Origin of the sequence: Streptomyces sp. NPDC049585 (assembly GCF_040675615.1) — a bacterium.
Lineage (GTDB): Bacteria > Actinomycetota > Actinomycetes > Streptomycetales > Streptomycetaceae > Streptomyces > Streptomyces luteosporeus.
Genome location: NZ_JBFAPE010000030.1, coordinates 1 through 16,403, shown reverse-complemented (window position 1 = coordinate 16,403; position 16,403 = coordinate 1). Strand labels below are relative to the sequence as shown.

13 protein-coding genes and 4 pseudogenes are annotated in these 16,403 nt (G+C 67.3%); 12 read left to right on the top strand and 5 right to left on the bottom strand.

Features of this window, described 5'->3' with window-relative positions:
- Positions 1–147 precede the first annotated feature (147 nt).
- The 6 genes from AB0K17_RS24950 (at position 148) to AB0K17_RS24925 (ending at position 6,846) form a co-directional block, all read left to right on the top strand.
- Complete coding sequence (locus AB0K17_RS24950) at positions 148–1,200, top strand: BTAD domain-containing putative transcriptional regulator (protein WP_365984301.1); 1,053 nt, start codon at positions 148–150, stop codon at positions 1,198–1,200.
- On the top strand, positions 1,197–1,901 hold the full coding sequence (locus tag AB0K17_RS24945; RefSeq protein WP_365984300.1) for a DUF6585 family protein: 705 nt from the start codon (positions 1,197–1,199) through the stop codon (positions 1,899–1,901). Before AB0K17_RS24950 ends, AB0K17_RS24945 begins: the two co-directional genes overlap by 4 nt.
- A 148-nt stretch (positions 1,902–2,049) precedes the next feature.
- Positions 2,050–2,811: a PE-PPE domain-containing protein gene (locus tag AB0K17_RS24940; RefSeq protein ID WP_365970125.1), complete on the top strand. Its 762-nt coding sequence runs from the start codon at positions 2,050–2,052 to the stop codon at positions 2,809–2,811.
- A 101-nt stretch (positions 2,812–2,912) separates the two neighbouring features.
- A complete protein-coding gene (locus AB0K17_RS24935) occupies positions 2,913–4,121 on the top strand; it encodes a PP2C family protein-serine/threonine phosphatase (protein ID WP_365984299.1) in 1,209 nt (402 codons plus the stop codon).
- 465 nt (positions 4,122–4,586) lie between these two features.
- On the top strand, positions 4,587–5,441 hold the full coding sequence (locus AB0K17_RS24930) for a hypothetical protein (RefSeq protein ID WP_365970105.1): 855 nt from the start codon (positions 4,587–4,589) through the stop codon (positions 5,439–5,441).
- A gap of 358 nt (positions 5,442–5,799) precedes the next feature.
- Positions 5,800–6,846: a terpene synthase family protein gene (locus AB0K17_RS24925; RefSeq protein WP_365970104.1), complete on the top strand. Its 1,047-nt coding sequence runs from the start codon at positions 5,800–5,802 to the stop codon at positions 6,844–6,846.
- 20 nt (positions 6,847–6,866) lie between these two features.
- On the opposite strand, the pseudogene AB0K17_RS24920 reads toward AB0K17_RS24925, so the two are convergent.
- The 3 genes and pseudogenes from AB0K17_RS24920 to AB0K17_RS24910 form a co-directional block, all read right to left on the bottom strand.
- A pseudogene (locus tag AB0K17_RS24920) lies at positions 6,867–7,638 on the bottom strand (transposase).
- 7 nt (positions 7,639–7,645) lie between these two features.
- Positions 7,646–7,987, bottom strand: coding sequence for a hypothetical protein (locus AB0K17_RS24915; RefSeq protein WP_365970103.1), 342 nt, complete (start codon positions 7,985–7,987; stop codon positions 7,646–7,648).
- Between the two features lie 175 nt (positions 7,988–8,162).
- Positions 8,163–8,372 (bottom strand): hypothetical protein, encoded by a 210-nt coding sequence (locus AB0K17_RS24910; RefSeq protein ID WP_365970102.1) that lies wholly within the window; start codon positions 8,370–8,372, stop codon positions 8,163–8,165.
- Between the two features lie 194 nt (positions 8,373–8,566).
- Between AB0K17_RS24910 and AB0K17_RS24905 the strand changes: the two genes are divergently transcribed.
- From AB0K17_RS24905 to AB0K17_RS24895, 3 genes are all read left to right on the top strand, one after another.
- Positions 8,567–9,277 (top strand): sulfotransferase, encoded by a 711-nt coding sequence (locus AB0K17_RS24905; protein ID WP_365970101.1) that lies wholly within the window; start codon positions 8,567–8,569, stop codon positions 9,275–9,277.
- Positions 9,278–9,357: 80 nt separating this feature from the next.
- Entirely contained in the window at positions 9,358–10,209 is an 852-nt protein-coding gene (locus tag AB0K17_RS24900; RefSeq protein WP_365970100.1) for a glycosyltransferase family 2 protein, read from the top strand.
- 177 nt (positions 10,210–10,386) lie between these two features.
- Positions 10,387–11,112, top strand: a complete 726-nt coding sequence (locus tag AB0K17_RS24895; protein ID WP_365984298.1) for an NAD(P)-dependent oxidoreductase — start codon at positions 10,387–10,389, stop codon at positions 11,110–11,112.
- A 337-nt stretch (positions 11,113–11,449) separates the two neighbouring features.
- Here AB0K17_RS24895 and AB0K17_RS24890 read toward each other — a convergent pair.
- Positions 11,450–11,649, bottom strand: a pseudogene (locus tag AB0K17_RS24890) (cold shock domain-containing protein).
- A gap of 258 nt (positions 11,650–11,907) precedes the next feature.
- Here AB0K17_RS24890 and AB0K17_RS24885 point away from each other — a divergent pair.
- Both AB0K17_RS24885 and AB0K17_RS24880 read left to right on the top strand, forming a co-directional pair.
- Positions 11,908–12,145: pseudogene (locus AB0K17_RS24885) on the top strand (transposase); the annotation flags it as partial.
- Between the two features lie 549 nt (positions 12,146–12,694).
- Complete coding sequence (locus AB0K17_RS24880) at positions 12,695–13,525, top strand: alpha/beta hydrolase (RefSeq protein ID WP_365970098.1); 831 nt, start codon at positions 12,695–12,697, stop codon at positions 13,523–13,525.
- A gap of 209 nt (positions 13,526–13,734) precedes the next feature.
- Here the strand turns inward: AB0K17_RS24880 and AB0K17_RS24875 are convergent.
- A pseudogene (locus AB0K17_RS24875) lies at positions 13,735–14,476 on the bottom strand (IS5 family transposase).
- Between the two features lie 558 nt (positions 14,477–15,034).
- On the opposite strand from AB0K17_RS24875, the gene AB0K17_RS24870 reads away from it, so the two are divergent.
- Positions 15,035–16,063 carry a thiol-activated cytolysin family protein gene (locus AB0K17_RS24870; RefSeq protein WP_365970097.1) on the top strand — a complete coding sequence of 343 codons (1,029 nt, stop codon included), beginning with the start codon at positions 15,035–15,037 and terminating at the stop codon, positions 16,061–16,063.
- Positions 16,064–16,403: the final 340 nt, after the last annotated feature.

The window sequence follows — 16,403 nt, the reverse complement described above, 5'->3', positions numbered from 1 at the left end:
CCCTCGCACAGATGTTTCCCCAGGTGAGGGACTCTAGCGCGGCCACCGGCCGCAAACGGCCGGTCGTATGGCCTGTCCGTTCCGCGGACACGGAACGAACGTCGACGGCATCCGCCGCGGGAAGCGGCCCGAAGCCGGGGAGCCACGATGCCGATCACCCAGACCACCGCACTCGGACGCCAGGAGCGCGACGTCCTCTACGCGGTCGGTTGCGGTCTGCGGGACGACGAGATCGCCGCCGCCCTCGCCCTCGACGAGGACGCCGTGGCCGGGCACCTCGCGCGGATCCTCGCCGTGCTGGGGCTGCGCGACCGGGCCGCCGCCATCGTCCACGCGTTCGATATCGGTCTGGTGGCCCCCGGCCGCGGCCCCCGCAGACAGCCGGCGAACCCGCAGCCCGCACCCGCCGGCCACCACGGGCCCGGGCCGCGGTTACGGGTCTCGGTGCTCGGCCCGCTGCGGGCGTGGCGCGACGGGCAGCCCCTGGACCTGGGGCACCTGCGCCAGCAGGCCGTCCTGGCGGCGCTGGTCCTGTGCCAGGGCCGGACGGTCAGCCGGCAGGAGCTGCTCGACGGGGTGTGGGGGCAGGAGCCGCCGAACACGAACGTGGTGCCGGTGTACGTCTACCGGCTGCGCAAGGCCCTGCACCCGGCAGGCGGCCCGGATGCGGTGATCGCACGTGACCGCAGCGGCTACCGGCTGCTGCCCGGTGCGGTCGCCGTGGACGTGGCCCGTATGGAGGAACTGGTCACCGCGGCCGGCGCCGCCGAGCGCGCGGGCGACCTGACGGCGGCGGTCCGCTCCTGCGCCCGGGCGCTGGAGCTGTTCCGCGGGGAGCCCCTGGCCGGCCAGCCGGGGCCGTTCGCCGAGCTGGAGCGGCTGCGGCTGACCGAGCGCAGGGTCGTCCTCGTCCAGCGCAAGCTCGACTGGCAGCTGCGGCTGGGGCAGCACTCCGAGGCCATCGCCGAGCTGTCGGCGCTGGCCGTGGCGCAGCCCCTGAACGAACCGGTCGCCGCGATGCTGATGCGCGCGCTGTACCTCGACGGCCGGCAGGCCGACGCGCTGAGCGTCTTCGACCGTACCCGCCGCCGGCTGGCCGACGAGCTGGGAGTCTCGCCGGGCCCGTTGCTGCGGCAGACGCACCGCACGATCCTGCGCGGGGACGACGTCCGCCTCGACCTGACCGGAACCCCGCGGTGACCGGTCCGGTACCGCCCACGCGCGCCGAGGAGCTGCTGCTGGCGAGGATCACGGCGGCGGCCGGCCGCGAACACCTCGGCAAGCGGCGCGGCACCTGCACGGGGGTGGTCCGCCCCGCGTCACCGAAGGGCTTGTGGGACCAGGGGATCGGCGTGCTCCTGACCCTCGCCCGGCACCTCGGCTCCTCTGCCGCCGACGTGCGCGACGAGGCGCGACTGGACCTGTACGAGAACGGGATGACGGCCGCCGCCAAAGGCCTCATCCATGTCGTCCGCTACGACACCACGTCGGTGTTCCGGACGGGGGCCGCCTCGCACGCGCTCACCGGCGTCGACGGCGAGCGGATCGTGCTGCGTGACGGACCGGGGCAGGACGACGCGTCGCAATGGTGGGCCGAGATCGAGCGGGGCGTCACCCGCGCCCAACTCCCCCGGGCGCTGGCTGCACTCGGCAGGGGCGAGCGCCTGGCCTTCGGCGGCATCCGGCTCACCCGCGAGGAGATCGGGTGCGGGAAGGTGCGCGCACGGTGGCCGCAGGTCCGCGACCTGCGGATCCGGCAGGGCGCCCTCGTACTCGACACCGTCGACGCAACCTCGCACGACGCAACCTCGCACGAGCTGGACGCCGACCTGTCCCGGACCCCGAACCTCTTCGTCCTGCGCGCGCTCGTCGAGCGCCTCGGGCGGGACGGCCGGCGCTGAACTCATGGCCCCACTCCGGCCATTTCATCGCGATGTCACCACCCGCTCCTAACGTCGAAGCGCTTCACAGCAGTTCTGTGTCGTCAGTTCCGTGTCATCAGTTCCGTGTCATCTCAACCGCAGCAACAGCAGCAGGAGGAGCGCAGCGATGTCCCTGTTCCGGGCCCTGACCCGCAGATGGCGCAAGGCGATCATTGCCGGGGCGGCAACCGTCATGACAGCGGCCGCCGCACCGGCCGTCGCCCACGCGGATCCGGTGCACCACTACTACCTGGAGGTGGGCGGTACGGGCTCGGGGGCGCCGGCACCCGACTGCACCCGCAGCTACCAGTTCGCCAACAAGCACCTCGACGGCGGCATTGCGGTGCCGGTGTGCTATCCGGCGAGCGCCGGCCCCTGGCTCAACGGCCGCAACCAGTACCCGGACCCGAGCGCGCCGACCTTCGACGCCAGCGTCCGCGAGGGCTACCGCAATCTGCTGGCCGCCGCCGAGGACACCCATCGCCGCGACCCGAACGCCCGTCTGACCCTCGTCGGCTACTCCCAGGGCGCGCAGGTGGCCGACATGGTGCTCCAGACGATAGCCGGCGGCGGCACCGGCATCCCCCGCTCGCTGGTCGACGGCAAGCTCTACGCCGACCCGATGCAGCCGGGCACCGGCATCTGGGCGAAGCTGCCCAAGGGCTGGAGCGCCCTGGGCTTCACGTCCCCCGGCGCCGGCCCGGAGAAGTTCGACGGCATCCCGGTGCAGCGCTTCTGCATCCGCACCGACGGGGTGTGCGACGCGACGGCCGTGACGTCCCTCCTCGGCTTCTTCGCCCAGCACCCGAAGTACTGGCAGGACGGCAACGTCATGACGAAGACCATCGGCCATGACGGCGGCGAGGGAGTCGTCTGGTACGAGTCCTGACCGCTCGGCGACCGGCGGCCGGCGGCCGGCGGCCGTGCGCGGTTCCCGACGTGAGAGAGGTCGGGATCGGTGTGAGACTGGGTACGGAAGGGGTGATCCCCGTGCCGGAGCCCTTGCGCGCGTCCGCCGGTCCCGACGCCGCCCCCGACGAGAACCAGCTGGAGGAGCTGATCGTCGAGGCGCAGACGGCCCTGCCGTTCGAGCTGCCGGGCCTGGCGGACCGGTGCGCCATGGCCCTCGGTCTGGACTCCGCGCTGATCTACCTCGTCGACCTGCAACAAGAGCTCCTCGTCCCCCTCGACGAGGCCATGGAGTCGCTGCCGGTGGACCGCTCGCTGGCCGGCTGGGCGTACCGCACGCTCTCCCCGCGCGTGGACGACGCCGACGCCGGCGTCATCGTCTGGCTGCCCCTGATCGACGGTGCGGAGCGGCTCGGCGTGCTGGCGGTGCGGACCACCGCGCTCAACGGGGTGCGGATGCGTCGCAGCCGCATGCTGGCCTACCTGTTCGCCATGCTGGTCACGTCCAAGCGCACCTACAGCGACTGGCTCGCCGCCCGCGCCCGCACGGTGCCCATGCGGTTGCCCGCCGAGATGCTGCGGGCCTTCCTGCCCTCCCACACCATCGGCAGCAGCAGATGCGTCTCGACCGCCGTCCTGGAACCGGCGTACGAGATTGCCGGCGACGCCTTCGACCACGCGGTGATCAAGGATCTGCTGCACACCATGATCCTCGACTCCATGGGGCACGACCTGGCCTCCGGCCTGACCACGTCGGTCGCCATGGCGGCGGCACGCAACGCCCGCCGCGGCGGCGGCAACCTGGCCGACGTCGTCGACGCCGTCGACCGGGCGCTCGCCGAGTGGCTGCCCGACCACTTCTGCACCGGGGTGCTGTGCCGACTCGACGCGGTCACCGGGGTCCTGCGCTGGGTGAACTGCGGTCATCCGCCACCGCTGCTGATCCGTTCCGAGCGGGTGCTCCACGGGGCGCTGGACAGCCCCCCGCAACCGCCGATCGGCCTGGCCGACCACCTCGCCCCGGCGACCCGGGAGGTCCACGAGACGACACTGGAACCGGGCGACTGCGTCCTGCTGTACACCGACGGTGTCGTGGAGGCCCGCGACGCGGACGGCGCGGAGTTCGGGCTCGACCGGTTCACCGACTTCATCATCCGCTCCTCCTCCGCCGGCCAGCGCCCGGCGGAGGTCCTGCGGCTGCTCATCCACGCCATCCTCGACTACCAGCGCAACAAGCTGCGTGACGACGCGACCATCCTGCTGTTCGAATGGCGCCCGCAGCACCGGTGACGCGCCGGGGCGAAGCGTGTACCCCATCTGCGGGCACGTCGTGGCTTGTCGCGCCCACGCGGCGGCAGCCGCACATCGACAAGGGGCCCCGCGCCCCTACGGGGCACCGCACGATCCGCCGGACACGGCCTAGGTGTATTGACCCGCAGCGTTGTTCACTCGGCTGATGGGTGGGTGACGGACCCGTCTGCGGGCTGCTCCGCTCGTTGTAGGACGGGCTCGCACGGAGCCGCATCTGCGAAGCATGTTGGGCAGGTACGCGCTGACTCCTGGGAAGCCGCTGGCCTCACCCTGGCCCGCAGCACCACGGACGATTCATCTCACGGACAGGATGCTGCCGACCTGGAGCAAGCGGAACCTGTCGCAGTACCTCACGCGGTCCTGGTCGTGGCCATGTCCGCAACGTGTCCGTACTGCGTCCAGTTGCAGACCGACTTGTCGGCCAACCGCGCTGTCTTGGAGAGCATGGGTGCTTCCATCCTGTTGATGGAGGACGGCCGGGCCGAAGTGCTCGGGATGCGGCTCGAGCCGCGCTTGGTGAAGAACCTGCTGGCGACCTACGCAAGCGTAGAACAGTTGGGGACGCCGACGGCGGTCCACATCGGCCCGGACGGCACAGCAGTTGTGCTACAGGGTTTCGACCACGTCACTGCAACGCTTATTGAGTTGAGTGGCGGAGTTCCCGACAGGGTGGTCAGCGAGCTACCCACCTCCTGTTCGGTCAAGGTTGGCGCAGCTCCCGTAGACGCCTTGATGACGGCCTGGTCCCGAGAACGATCGGTGGGTATCGCCGCACGGGGCCAGGACGCCATCGCTGTAGCGGCAGATGTAGCCGAAGGCGCTGACAAGGGGCATTCGGACCAGAGAGGCTATGTGCCGGTCACGTTGCTTCTGGAACGGCCACAAAAGCTGTTTCTCCTTTTCCGCGGCGGCGAGTTGGTGGCCCGTACCCGCAACGCCCAGGAGGCGCGCCCGGTATTGGATCGCATCGTGGCAGGGTTTCACCCGCTGGTTCCGGCGGCTGGCAAGGTTGTGGTCCAATGCGGGGCGCTCGCGCACGAAGAGGGGCGGGCATTACTATTCCCCGTCATTGGATGTCGCATCTGGTCAAGCGCCGTTCCCCACTGGCACGGGTGGGCTGGCAGGTATGTCCGGACCCCCTCGTGCGCCTGGCATACCAAGCTGGCAGCGGCCCTGTGCTGGATCTACCACCCACGGCACGGTTGTCGTCGATACCGGTCACGGGAGTGCTGGCACCCCGTATGGAGGGTCTACAACCTGGCCCTTACGCGCGAGGCAGGCTGCTGGCTCAAATCGTGAACTGGATCGCGCGCCCCACAACCCCCGAGACGGCTCGCACCCTTGCTCGCCTACTTGGCGGCCTCCCGTTCCACATTGGAACCGAGAACGAAGCTCTGGCCTTCTTGGCTAAGGGTTGTCCCGTAACTCGGGTCCCTGGCGTGATGCCGGTTGGGCATGGGCCAGGTGACCGCTGACGATCTGAAGTCTGCCGACGCCCAGGTGTTAAAATGTCTCAAGCGTTCAACGCGTTCACGCATCACTGTGGGGTTGCCAGTAGCCTGCTTCGTTCGAGGGGTGTCTTTTGGAGTCTGGCGCTGAGACCTCTTGACGCATGACGGCGTTACAGGTCTCCGGTGCCCCGATCCGGGAGGTACATGTGACTGCCACGGCAATCGAGATTCCGCCGTTCTTTATGCCGTTCGCGCCTCGCCTGCACCCGGCATGCGAGGAGATTGAGCGCGGCCATGAAGAATGGATCAAGGCATTCAACCTTGGCGGCGAGAACACCGCCCTGCGGGACAAGCTGATCCGGACCCGCACGGCACTATTGGCGGCCTACGCTTGCGACACAGGAACCGTTGAGGTGGCCCGGTCCTGGGCGGACCTGGGTGTCTGGCTGTTCTTCGTGGACGATGGCTACTGCGAGAACACCGATACGAGCACCAATCCGGGCAAACTCTCCATCGTCTTGGGTCAATTGATGCGGGTGGCCGAATGCCCTCGGCAGGAGGATCTGCTGCCGGGTGATCCGCTGGCTGACGCGCTACGCGATGTGGTCCGGAGGCTCGAAGCGTTCGCGTCTCCTGCCCAACAGCAGTTGTGGCGCGATGGGATCAGGGCCTTCTTTCTCGCTTCAGTGCAGGAGGCGTACTGGCGCTCCCGCAACGAAGTTCCGACCCTCGATGACTTCTGCCCAGTGCGTATAGAGACTCCCGGGTGCCGGCCGTTGATGCACCCCCTGTCGGAAATCTCCTACGGAGCCAGGGTCGGTGACTCCCGCCACCGTCCGCAGCTCCGCGCTCTCTCCGAAATGGCTCTGCTCCTTATGGGCTGGGACAACGACATCCTGTCATACCCAAAGGAGCTGAAGCAGGAACGCTGGAGGGTCGGCCTGGTGGAAATCCTGCGTCGGCGCGAGCAACTCCCCCTTGCACAAGCAATGGACAAGGCTATGGGCATGCGCAACCAGCTCCTGCACCGCTACCTCGAGCTCGGTCGTCGACTGCGCGGTGAGGATGAATCCACGGTTGCCTTCGTCGAGTGCTGCGATGCCTTCGTCGGCGGATGCATTGCTTGGGAGACAACATCACAACGCTACGGCCTGGACGGGGAACTCGGCCGGGTCGAACTCTCCTACGACGCCATCGAACCGGGCAACGCTCCCTTGCCGATCCCCTCGATCTCCTGGTGGTGGGACGTATAGGCCCCTCGCGAGGGTAGGAGCTATCCCGCAAGGGCGAGGTTGTGCATCCGGGCGATGCCGAGCATGGCGTGGTGGACGCCGTCGCCTTTGAGACGGCAGTCACGGAGGATCTTCCAGGTCTTCATTCGGGCAAAGACGTGGTCGACGCGTGCTCGGACCTGCTTGAGGGACCGGTTGCGTTTCTCCTTCCAGTCCGGGAGTTTGGCCTGCCCCTTCGCCCTTCGGTGCGGGATGACCAGTCCAGTGCCCTGGTAGCCGCCGTCGGCGATCGTGATGGTGCTGCCGACGGCGGTCTTGGCGCCGGACTCCTCCCAGCCGCGGGACTCGTGCCGGTGGCCCGGCAGAGGCCGGCCGACCACGACGACGAGAAGGGTGTCCGCGCCGATGACGACCTGATGGGCGGTGGAGTACCGGTAGTTCTTCGACTGCTCCGCTACGGAGTGGTCGCGGGTGGGAACCAGCATGCCGTCCACGATGAGCACGCTGCCCTTAGCGAACCGCTTGCGGGGCTGGAGCGCGAGCATCGGCCCGAGGTGGTCGATAGTGCGGTCCGCCGCCGACTTCGAGACGCCGAACAGCGGAGCGAGCTGCCGCATCGTCAAGTTCGTGCGCCAAATATGCGGCCACCAGCAGTGCCCGGTCCTCCAACGGAAGGCTCCACGGTCGGCCCCTGCGGCCCGCATCCGCGCCCTCGCGCCGCAGAACCGTCACCAGCTTCCCGAACGCACGCGGGCTCAGCCCGCTGAACGGGGCTATCCAGGACGGCTCCGATGCCGTGATCACACCAGCCACGGCAAGATCATTCCATTGCTTCCCGCCCGTCTTGCTCGAACGCGATGCGGCAGCGTTTGACCTGCTCAGCCACCTGCTCCATGAACCAGCGCATGATCTCGTAGGGGATGGCGTGTTCATCATGGCTGTGGATGTGGACGGTCGGTTCCAGGTCCGGATCCTCGGCGGGGACAAACGCCACCGAGAAGGCGGCTCCAGGCAGGTACCCCTCGGTGCTGGGGTTCTCGGCCCACGCGGCTGGCGCCGGCACAGCCTCGCTCAGCTCCACAGCCCAGGCATCGTCGGGCAAGGCGTAGTGGAACTGAATGGCGTAGTGATGTCCTGCATGTTCTCGCAGCTCGGCTGGCATAACGGCAGGCTGCCACAGGCGCGGGGCCCGAGTCGCGGCTGCCCCACCAGCTTTTGCGGGACAGCCCTTAGCCGTCAGAAAGTCCCATGACTCCCAGCACCCCGACTTCCCCTCACCTGGACCGCGTTTCGAGGCCCTGCGCCACATCCCCACCACGCACGCCCTCCAGCGCCGCTCACTGGTCTCCGCCTTCACCGCCAAGCACGCCAACGCCCTGCGACCGCGCATCCAGCAGATCACCGACGCCCTCCTCGACGCCGTCGAGGAACAGGGCCCGCCCGCGGACCTCGTCTCCGCCTTCGGCGCGCCACTGTCCTCCAAGGCCGCCTGCCACCTGCTGGGCGTGTCTGCCGGTGACCGGGCCTTCTTCGAATCCCGGCTCCATCTGCTGTTCACCGGCACCTCAGACCAGGCCCGGTCCTCACGACACTCTTCCAGCGGGCCGTGCGGCCCTGTTGAGGGCCGTCAGCCCCATCGCCTACCGGCCCGGAACCAAGGAGGTGGCAGGTCGTTGCCTTCCACAGCGGCCGCGGGCACGCTCGACGGCAACCGGCGGGCCATGGGAGGGAGGGCAGAGCGGTGAACTATGAGTCGCTTCTCATCGTCACCTATGGGCGCAGCGGCTCGACCCTGTTGCAGGGTCTGCTGAATGGCATCGAGGGCTGTGAGGTGCGGGGCGAGAACTACAACTTCTGTTACGGCCTCTTCCAGTCTTACAAGTGTCTGGTGGGCACGGTGAGGCGGGCGTCGCCGCGGGTGGAGGCGCCGTGGTTCGGGACCCACTGGAGCGAGGAGGTCTTCCTGCGGGACGTCAGGGGTCTGGTGCGCAGGCAACTGATCGGAGCGCGGGATGCCGGATGGCCAGCGCGCTGCTACGGGTTCAAGGAGATCCGGTACACGGATCTGGGGGAGGAGGACCTGGTCGAGTACCTGGACTTCCTGGTGCGGGTTTTTCCCCGGCTGGCGCTGGTCTTTAACACTCGTGATCTCAACGATGTGGTGCGCAGCGACTGGTGGCAGCAGGACCCGGCCGGCTCCCGGGCAGCCCTGGCGCGAACCGATGCCGCGTTCAGGCGGTATGCCGCGGATCACGTGGACTGCTTCGTGATCGACTACAGCGATGTGATCGGCCGCACGCAGCGGCTCAGGGAGCTGTTCTCCTTCCTGGGCGCACCCTACGACGATGCAGCCGTGGAGAAGACGTTGGCGGTGCGGCACAGCTATCCCTCGAAACGGTATACGGCCGTGCCCTACGGGCAGTGGCCCCGGACATGGCCGCCTGCACTGTGACAGGCGCCGTCCGCCGGGCCAGGGCCTGCGCGGCCACGCCGAGCCCGCAGGCCGCACCGACCGGGGGCCTTCGGCCGGCCGTGTCCGTAGTGATCCCGGCGCGCAATGCCCAGGTCACTCTTCCAGCGCAGCTTGAGGCGCTGGCCGGCCAGGACCGCGCCCTCGACTGGGAGGTCGTTGTCGTCGCCAACGCTTGCCGGGACGAGACCGCCGCGCTGGCTCGCGCCTGGGTACCGCGCCTGCCCGCCCTGACCGTGGTGATCTTAGAGAAACCGGGCGTCAACCGCGCCCGCAACGCGGGCTGCCAAGCCGCTCGCGCCGAGGTGATCCTGCTCTGCGACGCGGACGACGTCGTCGCGCCGGGCTGGATCAAAGCCATGGCCGACGGCCTGTGCAGCTATGACATCGTGAGCGGCGCCATGGACCCCGCCCTCCTCAACGGCCAGGCCGCCCAGGCCGCGCGTCGCCCACCCGCCACCCACGCCCTGGAGAACCACCACCGGTTCCTGCCCTATGTCAAGGGCGGCAACTGCGGCTTCCGCAAGGAGCTCTGGCATGCCCTCGGCGGCTTCGACCCCGCCTACCGACGCGGCGGAGACGACATCGAGTTCTCATGGCGTGCCCAACTAGCCGGTTTCAGTATCGGCTTTGTCCCGGCCGCCGTCATCCACTACCGCTACCGGCCCGACGCGCTCAGCGCCGCTCGGCAAGGCTTCGGATACGGCCGGGCACGTCCCCGCCTCTACCGCGACTTCCGCCTCTTCGGCCTGCCCCGCACCGGCATCCGCGCCAGCCTCACCGCATGGGCCTGGCTCGCTGCCCACCCCCACCACCTCCTGCGCCGCCACAGTCGCATCCGCTGGTGCACCAGCCTGGCCCAGCAGACCGGCCGCCTCATCGGCTGCCTCCAGCACCGCGTCTTCGACCTCTGACATCCCCTCGCCCCGCCCAACGGCCTTCCTACGACAGCCATGCCCAGCGAAGGCAAGACCTGCGGGCGACACACCTGAGGGACGAATGCACCACCTGCTGGGCATCGCCCGCCGGACCCGAGGCAGCTCTCGTTCGATCTGGGCCTCGGCCCCCGCTGGCCCTGCTACCTTCGCCGCATGCGCATCCTGGTGATCGGGGGCTCCGGGTACGTCGCCAGCCTCGTCATGCCGGCCCTCGCCGCGCGGCATGAGGTACGCGTGCTCGACCCACCCCCACCCGACGAAGACCTGGACCACGTGGCGGGCACATCCACCGACCCTTCGGCGCTGCACCGCGCCATGCGTGGCATCGACGCCGTCCTGCACGCGGCCCTGGCCCCTGTCGGCGAGGACGCCTTCGCGTACGCGACCCGCACGTTCGACGTCAACGTCACCTCGGTCCACCTGACGCTGCAGGCAGCCCACCAGGCCGGCATCCGCCACGCCGTGCACCTCAGCAGCCTGTCCGTCTACCAGGACTTCACAAACCGCCAACTGGACGAGTCGGTAGCTGCCGACGCCACCGACCTCTACGGACTGACCAAACGATTGGCCGAGCAGGTCTGCCAGGCCGCTGCCGCCCGCTGGGACATGTCGGTGACCGTGCTGCGCCTGGCGTGGCCGACCACTGACGAGGCGTGGCCCGCCTGGGCGCTGCCCGGGGCCGCGCCAGTAGTGAAGCGGGCGGTGGACGGCCAACCGATCCCGGCGGTTTCGGCCAGCGACCTCTCGCGGGCAGTTCTGGCCGCGCTGGACCACCGGTGCGGCTACGACGTCTTCCACGTCGCCGGTGACGATTCAGGCCGCTGCTGGAACCTGGCCAAGGCCAATGTCCACCTTGGGTGGCGGCCGCTACGGCACTGAGACGCTGTCAGATCCTCTGTCCGCAGGGAACGACGGGTCGACCAGACAAGGATGTTGATCTGTAAGCGGATGACTTCTTGGTCATGTACGCGCCGGCCGGCCGCCCTACCCGCTGAAGCAAGTGCCGCCGCATGCCAGATCGCCGCGGAGGGCCACAGCGCCGCCGCCCGTGCCAGCGCCCTCCTCCCCCCAGCTGGGCCGCGGGCGCCGCTCCCGCTGGGACCGATCCGCCTGCATCACCGTTTCCACCGACTGAGCCAAGCTCGTCGGATCACGTGCCTAAGGAGTGTCCGACGGGTTGCAAGCCGGAGCGCCCCATGGGACAGGCCGGCTCTGGCTAACTCAGCACCCTGACATGCTCCGCTTGCGGTCCCTTCTGCCCCCGGTGAGATCGAACTCGACCCGCTGGCCCTCCCGCAAGGTTTGTTCGTCCTCCTGGATCCCGGTGTAGTGGACGAAGGCATCCTGGCCGCCTTCGATCGCGATCATGCCGTAGCTCTTCTCTTCGTTGAAGAACCTCACAGTCCCCTGGATCATGTTGAACTGCCTCTCCGTCGCCGACGTGTCGGGGTCTCGTCCTTGCGCTGAAGACGTACCCGGTCGGAACCAGGACTGGCACGAGATCACCCGCGCGGCTGCGGGCACTGAAGCGGTGGCGGTTGGGCGAGTCCGGTAGATCGTGGGTGACCCATCGGACACATCCTGGCAGCCCTACGACACCACCTAACAAAGCACTACTAGGGCGATGAGCGCATCCCAGCCGTTGCTGTTGACCTCCTGGTACCGGCTGAACCGCAGATCAAGCACACCATTCCCGAGCGCAAGGATCAGCGGGACAACCGCCGGCGCCGCGGTGGCGCGGGCGGCCGGCCCACCGGCTTCGACCAGACCATCTACAAGCGCCGCAACGAAGTCGAGCGAACGATCAACGCTCAAGGGCTTCCGCGCCGTGGCCACGCGCTTCGCCAAGAGGGCGTATGTCTTCCACGGCACGGTGGCCGTTGCTGCTCTTCGCCTGTGGCTTCGCTCGTGAACCACCGGACAGTCCTTAGCGGTCACGGCAGCCGTCCAGCCTCTGGACAGGCCACCACCTGTGACGAGATGGCCGAGTGCCACACGTCGGCTCGCCGGAAGGAGCACACGGGTGCCGTCGTCCTGACTGACGGCGACGAGGAACCAGGCGGCGCTCGGAGCGTCGAGTTCAGGACTGGACAGTTGCTCCTCAGACGTAGTGCGCAAGGATGCAGAAACGAGACGGGTCAACTTTCAGTCAAGATCCCACCCGGCCGCCGCCGCGAACTCAAAGCAGTCTCACCAGAAGAATCATGACGACCCCGGGTGCCCCCGACCAGCAGTGTCCAGCGGGAGTGCAGTAACAGCGTGTAACACAATGAGGTGGATGTGCCCGGGCAGCCTCTATCTGAGGCTTGGCGGACGTCGGCAAGCTGCGGATGTGGCCCGCCGCGGCAGGGCGTAATGTGGGCCATACATCCGGACCGCGCCCGCTGGGCGTGAAGGTCCCGCGCGCCCCCCACCCATTCCTCCGTGACTGGGGTGCGCCCGGACGAGCGGAGGATCAGCTATGGGCACAGTCACGACCGACGACGGGACCACGATCTTCTACAAGGACTGGGGTCCTCGGGAAGGGGAGCCGATCGTCTTCCACCACGGGTGGCCGCTGAGCGCCGACGACTGGGACAATCAGATGTTGTTCTTCCTGGCGCAGGGCTACCGAGTCATCGCCCACGACCGCCGTGGCCACGGACGCTCCACCCAGACCGCGACCGGCCACGACATGGACACCTACGCCGCGGACGTGACCGCCCTGACCGACGCCCTCGACCTGCGCGGCGCCGTACACATCGGCCACTCCACCGGCGGCGGCGAGGTCGCCCGCTACGTCGCCCGCGCTAAGCCCGGCCGTGTCTCAAAGGCGGTCCTGGTGGGCGCCGTGCCGCCGCTGATGCTGAAGACGGAGGCCAACCCGGGCGGCCTGCCGATGGAGGTCTTCGACGGCTTCCGTGAGGGCGTTGCCGGCAACCGGGCTCAGTCGTTCATTGATATTCCCTCGGGGCCGTTCTACGGCTTCAACCGTCCCGGCGCGCAGGTGTCGCAGGGTTTGATCGACAACTGGTGGCGCCAGGGCATGATGGGCGCTGCGATCGCGCACTATGAGTGCGTTGCGGCGTTCTCCGAGACCGACTTCACCGAGGACTTGAAGCAGATCGAGGTGCCCGTCCTCGTCGCGCACGGAACCGACGACCAGGTTGTCCCGTACGACGACTCGGCACCCCTGACGGTCAAGCTTCTGAAGAACGGGATCCTCAAGTCCTACGAGGGCTACCCGCACGGGATGCTGTCGACGCACTCGGAGGTCCTCAACCCGGACATCCTCGCGTTCATCCGTTCCTGACCCCGGCGGGCCCGGCCTCGTAGTCCGGCCCGTTCCCCGGCTCTGTGCGCGGAACGTCCGGCGTGACGGCGTCAACGCCGTCGTCGGTGATTTCCAGCGACTCGTGGGCGTGGCGCGTCCGGGAAGGCGCGAGTCATTGTGAACGAGCCGGGTTGGTCAGATCGACGTCACACCCCAGGAACCTGACCGAGATAAGCCGCTTACAACAGCTAACACAACGAGCTGAGTCGTCGGTGAGTGATCAGGCAGCAGGCGAGTTTGAGGAACGCTTCGTGGATGTCGCCTCGTCGTTCCCAGCGGATCCGTAGCCGTCGGAAGCCGTGTAGCCACGCGAAACTCCGTTCGACCACCCACCGGTAGGTGCCCAGTCCGGTGCCGTGTCGTGTTCCGCGCCGGGCGATCGCGGGCACGATGCCACGTTCGCGGACCTGGTCGCGGTAGACGTCGTGGTCGTAGCCGCGGTCGGCGAAGAGCACGTCAGGTTTGCGGCGAGGAGGGCCGACGCGGCCTCGGACTGATGGAATCGCATCGAGGAGCGGGAGCAGCTGGGTGACGTCGTTGCGGTTGCCGCCGGTCAGCAGGACGGTGAGCGGTGTGCCATGCCCGTCGGTGATCAAGTCGTGAGGCCGCGTTCAGCTCTGCGAGCAGAACTTCGTGGAGTCGTTGCCGGACGCCGGCCTCATTCCAGTCCCACAGCCGCCGCCAGCAGGTCGTGCCCGAGCCGAAGCCCAGCTCCCTGGGCAGGTACTCCCACTGGGTTCCGGTGTGCAGCACGTACAAGATCCCGCACAGCACCTCCCGGTCCGGCAGCCGCTTGCGGCCCGGGTACCGAAAGCGCCGTTCACGCTGCGGAAGTAGCGGCTCCAAGCGGTCCCCCAGCTCATCCGACACGATCCACGGCGATGTCCCCACAACGGAGCGAACGCTCAACTCCTGTCCTTGACACGGCAAGCAGCAGCCATCCACCTTCATTGCGTTAGCCGCTGCAAGGCCCGTAAACAGCTGCCACCAGGGGCGACACTCGCAACGCAATGGCCTGTCAGGTGTAAAGGGAGTCCCTCTGGAGTGGGATTTTTCAGCTGTCTATGAAGGAGGAGTCCAGCAGCCCGGGTAAGTCCATCTCTCGCAGGTCATGGCGCTCGTTAGGAACTCTAGGAACTCACGGAAAGGAGTGGACCATGTCCATGCAGCAGGAAACCGTCAAGCACTCATTCCCCGAGGAGCCGGTGCGCGTCCTCGACGACGGCAGCGTGGCACTGTCGTGGTGGGCACCGGTGAAGGCTGACCGCTACGAGATCTCCGGGATCGCCGCGGACGGAGCCACAACCGCCCTGGGAACAGTGGAGAATCCCACGTACACCGTGCCGGCTACGGCTGCCCAAACCTGCACCTCCTTTAAAATCGTCGCACTTGCAGACGGTAAGACCATCAGCGCCACCTCCGTCACGATCCCGACCGGCCAGAAGGGCACTGACCCGGCCGACATGAACACTTACGTGCGGAATCTGAGTGCTTGGAAGCAAATCGCCCTTGAAGGGGCACAAGGCTCCCAACACCAGCGTGCAGTACAACATGAGCGAAGCCTCATCTATGGAGGCAGCACTCTTGGAGATGAACGTCTCCGCCAAATATCTGTCGGTCAATGCCAGCGCCCAGGCCAGCTTGGAGAAGAACTCCAAGCGCCACACCATCTATGCCTACTTCATCCAGGGCTCATACACCGTCAACTGCGACAACCACGGCAAGCCGCAAAACTGGTTCACCAAAGATCTCACCTGGGATGCACTCGCCACCTACGATCCTGTGTACATCGGCAAGAAGAACCCGCCCCTGTACATGTCGGCACTCTCCTATGGGCGCAGCCTCATCTTCGGCTTCCACACCACACACGACGTCACCAAGGCCAGGGCTGCCCTCCAGGCGTCCTGGGACAGCGGGGCGAACAAGGTCGAGGGGAACGTAACCATGGAGTACCAGAACATCCTCGACACCGCCGAAGTCACCGTCATCGCCCGAGGCGGTCCGAACAAGGACATCGCCCAACTGATCAGAACCGATCAGCTGCACACCTACTTCAGTGACGACATCCTTATGGAGGACTGTGTCCCCGTCTCGTACACCCTCAAGGATCTCGCCACCGCCGAGATCGCCACGATGGCCGAGACCGCCCAATACAACATCGTCCAACGCAGTCCCATCGCCTTTACCTTTGACCTCACAATCAACGAAGTGCGAGGCAAATTTCGGGACCTTTGCAGCGATTGGACAGAGTTGACGATGGACAACTTTGATGTCGAGGGAGCGGGGAAGAAGGACTTCGGCGTTGACCCGGCATCATCCAGTGGGTATCAAGTGAAGTTGAACATCAAAGATGGCGGCGCGACCTTTGCTTCATTCTCGGTCCCGGTGAGCCCCGAGATGTTCCGCACGAAACGCTCCGTCAGCGACGCGAAGAAGATGCTAGAAGGTGGCCTGTCGAAGGAAATTGATTACACGTTGACGATGGTCTGCCCGACCGAAAGTCAATGGCACTTCTGACCAAGGCAGCTTCTGGCTCAGTGTCGGTGTGGGAGTGCCGAGCAATCAGGCACCCTGTGCGCCCAGAGCAATCTCCACCCTGGGTACGCCGCCGTGATGCCGAGTGCATGGGCAATGTGGGATGCCCTCGTATGGGCAGCTCGCATCGCTCGGAGGGCCAAGAGAGGCAGGCGTCAGTATCGCTGCCATGCTCCGCTGTGCATTGCGGATCTGGGTGCTGTGATCGGTCGTGACCCGTCGGACAGGCCCTAGGTGTGTTGTCCCGGGACGTTGGTGACACGCGGGCTGGGTGCTTGAACGGGTGAGGGCCTTCTGGCTCGGTGTGGATTGCGACATCTAC

Bases quoted from the DNA above. Each gene is read 5' to 3' on its own strand.
- AB0K17_RS24950 (WP_365984301.1), top strand. From the start codon at position 148: ATGCCGATCACCCAGACCACCGCACTCGGACGCCAGGAGCGCGACGTC.
- AB0K17_RS24940 (WP_365970125.1), top strand. From the start codon at position 2,050: ATGTCCCTGTTCCGGGCCCTGACCCGCAGATGGCGCAAGGCGATCATT.
- AB0K17_RS24930 (WP_365970105.1), top strand. From the start codon at position 4,587: ATGGGTGCTTCCATCCTGTTGATGGAGGACGGCCGGGCCGAAGTGCTC.
- AB0K17_RS24915 (WP_365970103.1), bottom strand. From the start codon at position 7,987: ATGCCAGCCGAGCTGCGAGAACATGCAGGACATCACTACGCCATTCAG.
- AB0K17_RS24910 (WP_365970102.1), bottom strand. From the start codon at position 8,372: ATGGAGCCGGGATTCGAAGAAGGCCCGGTCACCGGCAGACACGCCCAG.
- AB0K17_RS24895 (WP_365984298.1), top strand. From the start codon at position 10,387: ATGCGCATCCTGGTGATCGGGGGCTCCGGGTACGTCGCCAGCCTCGTC.
- AB0K17_RS24880 (WP_365970098.1), top strand. From the start codon at position 12,695: ATGGGCACAGTCACGACCGACGACGGGACCACGATCTTCTACAAGGAC.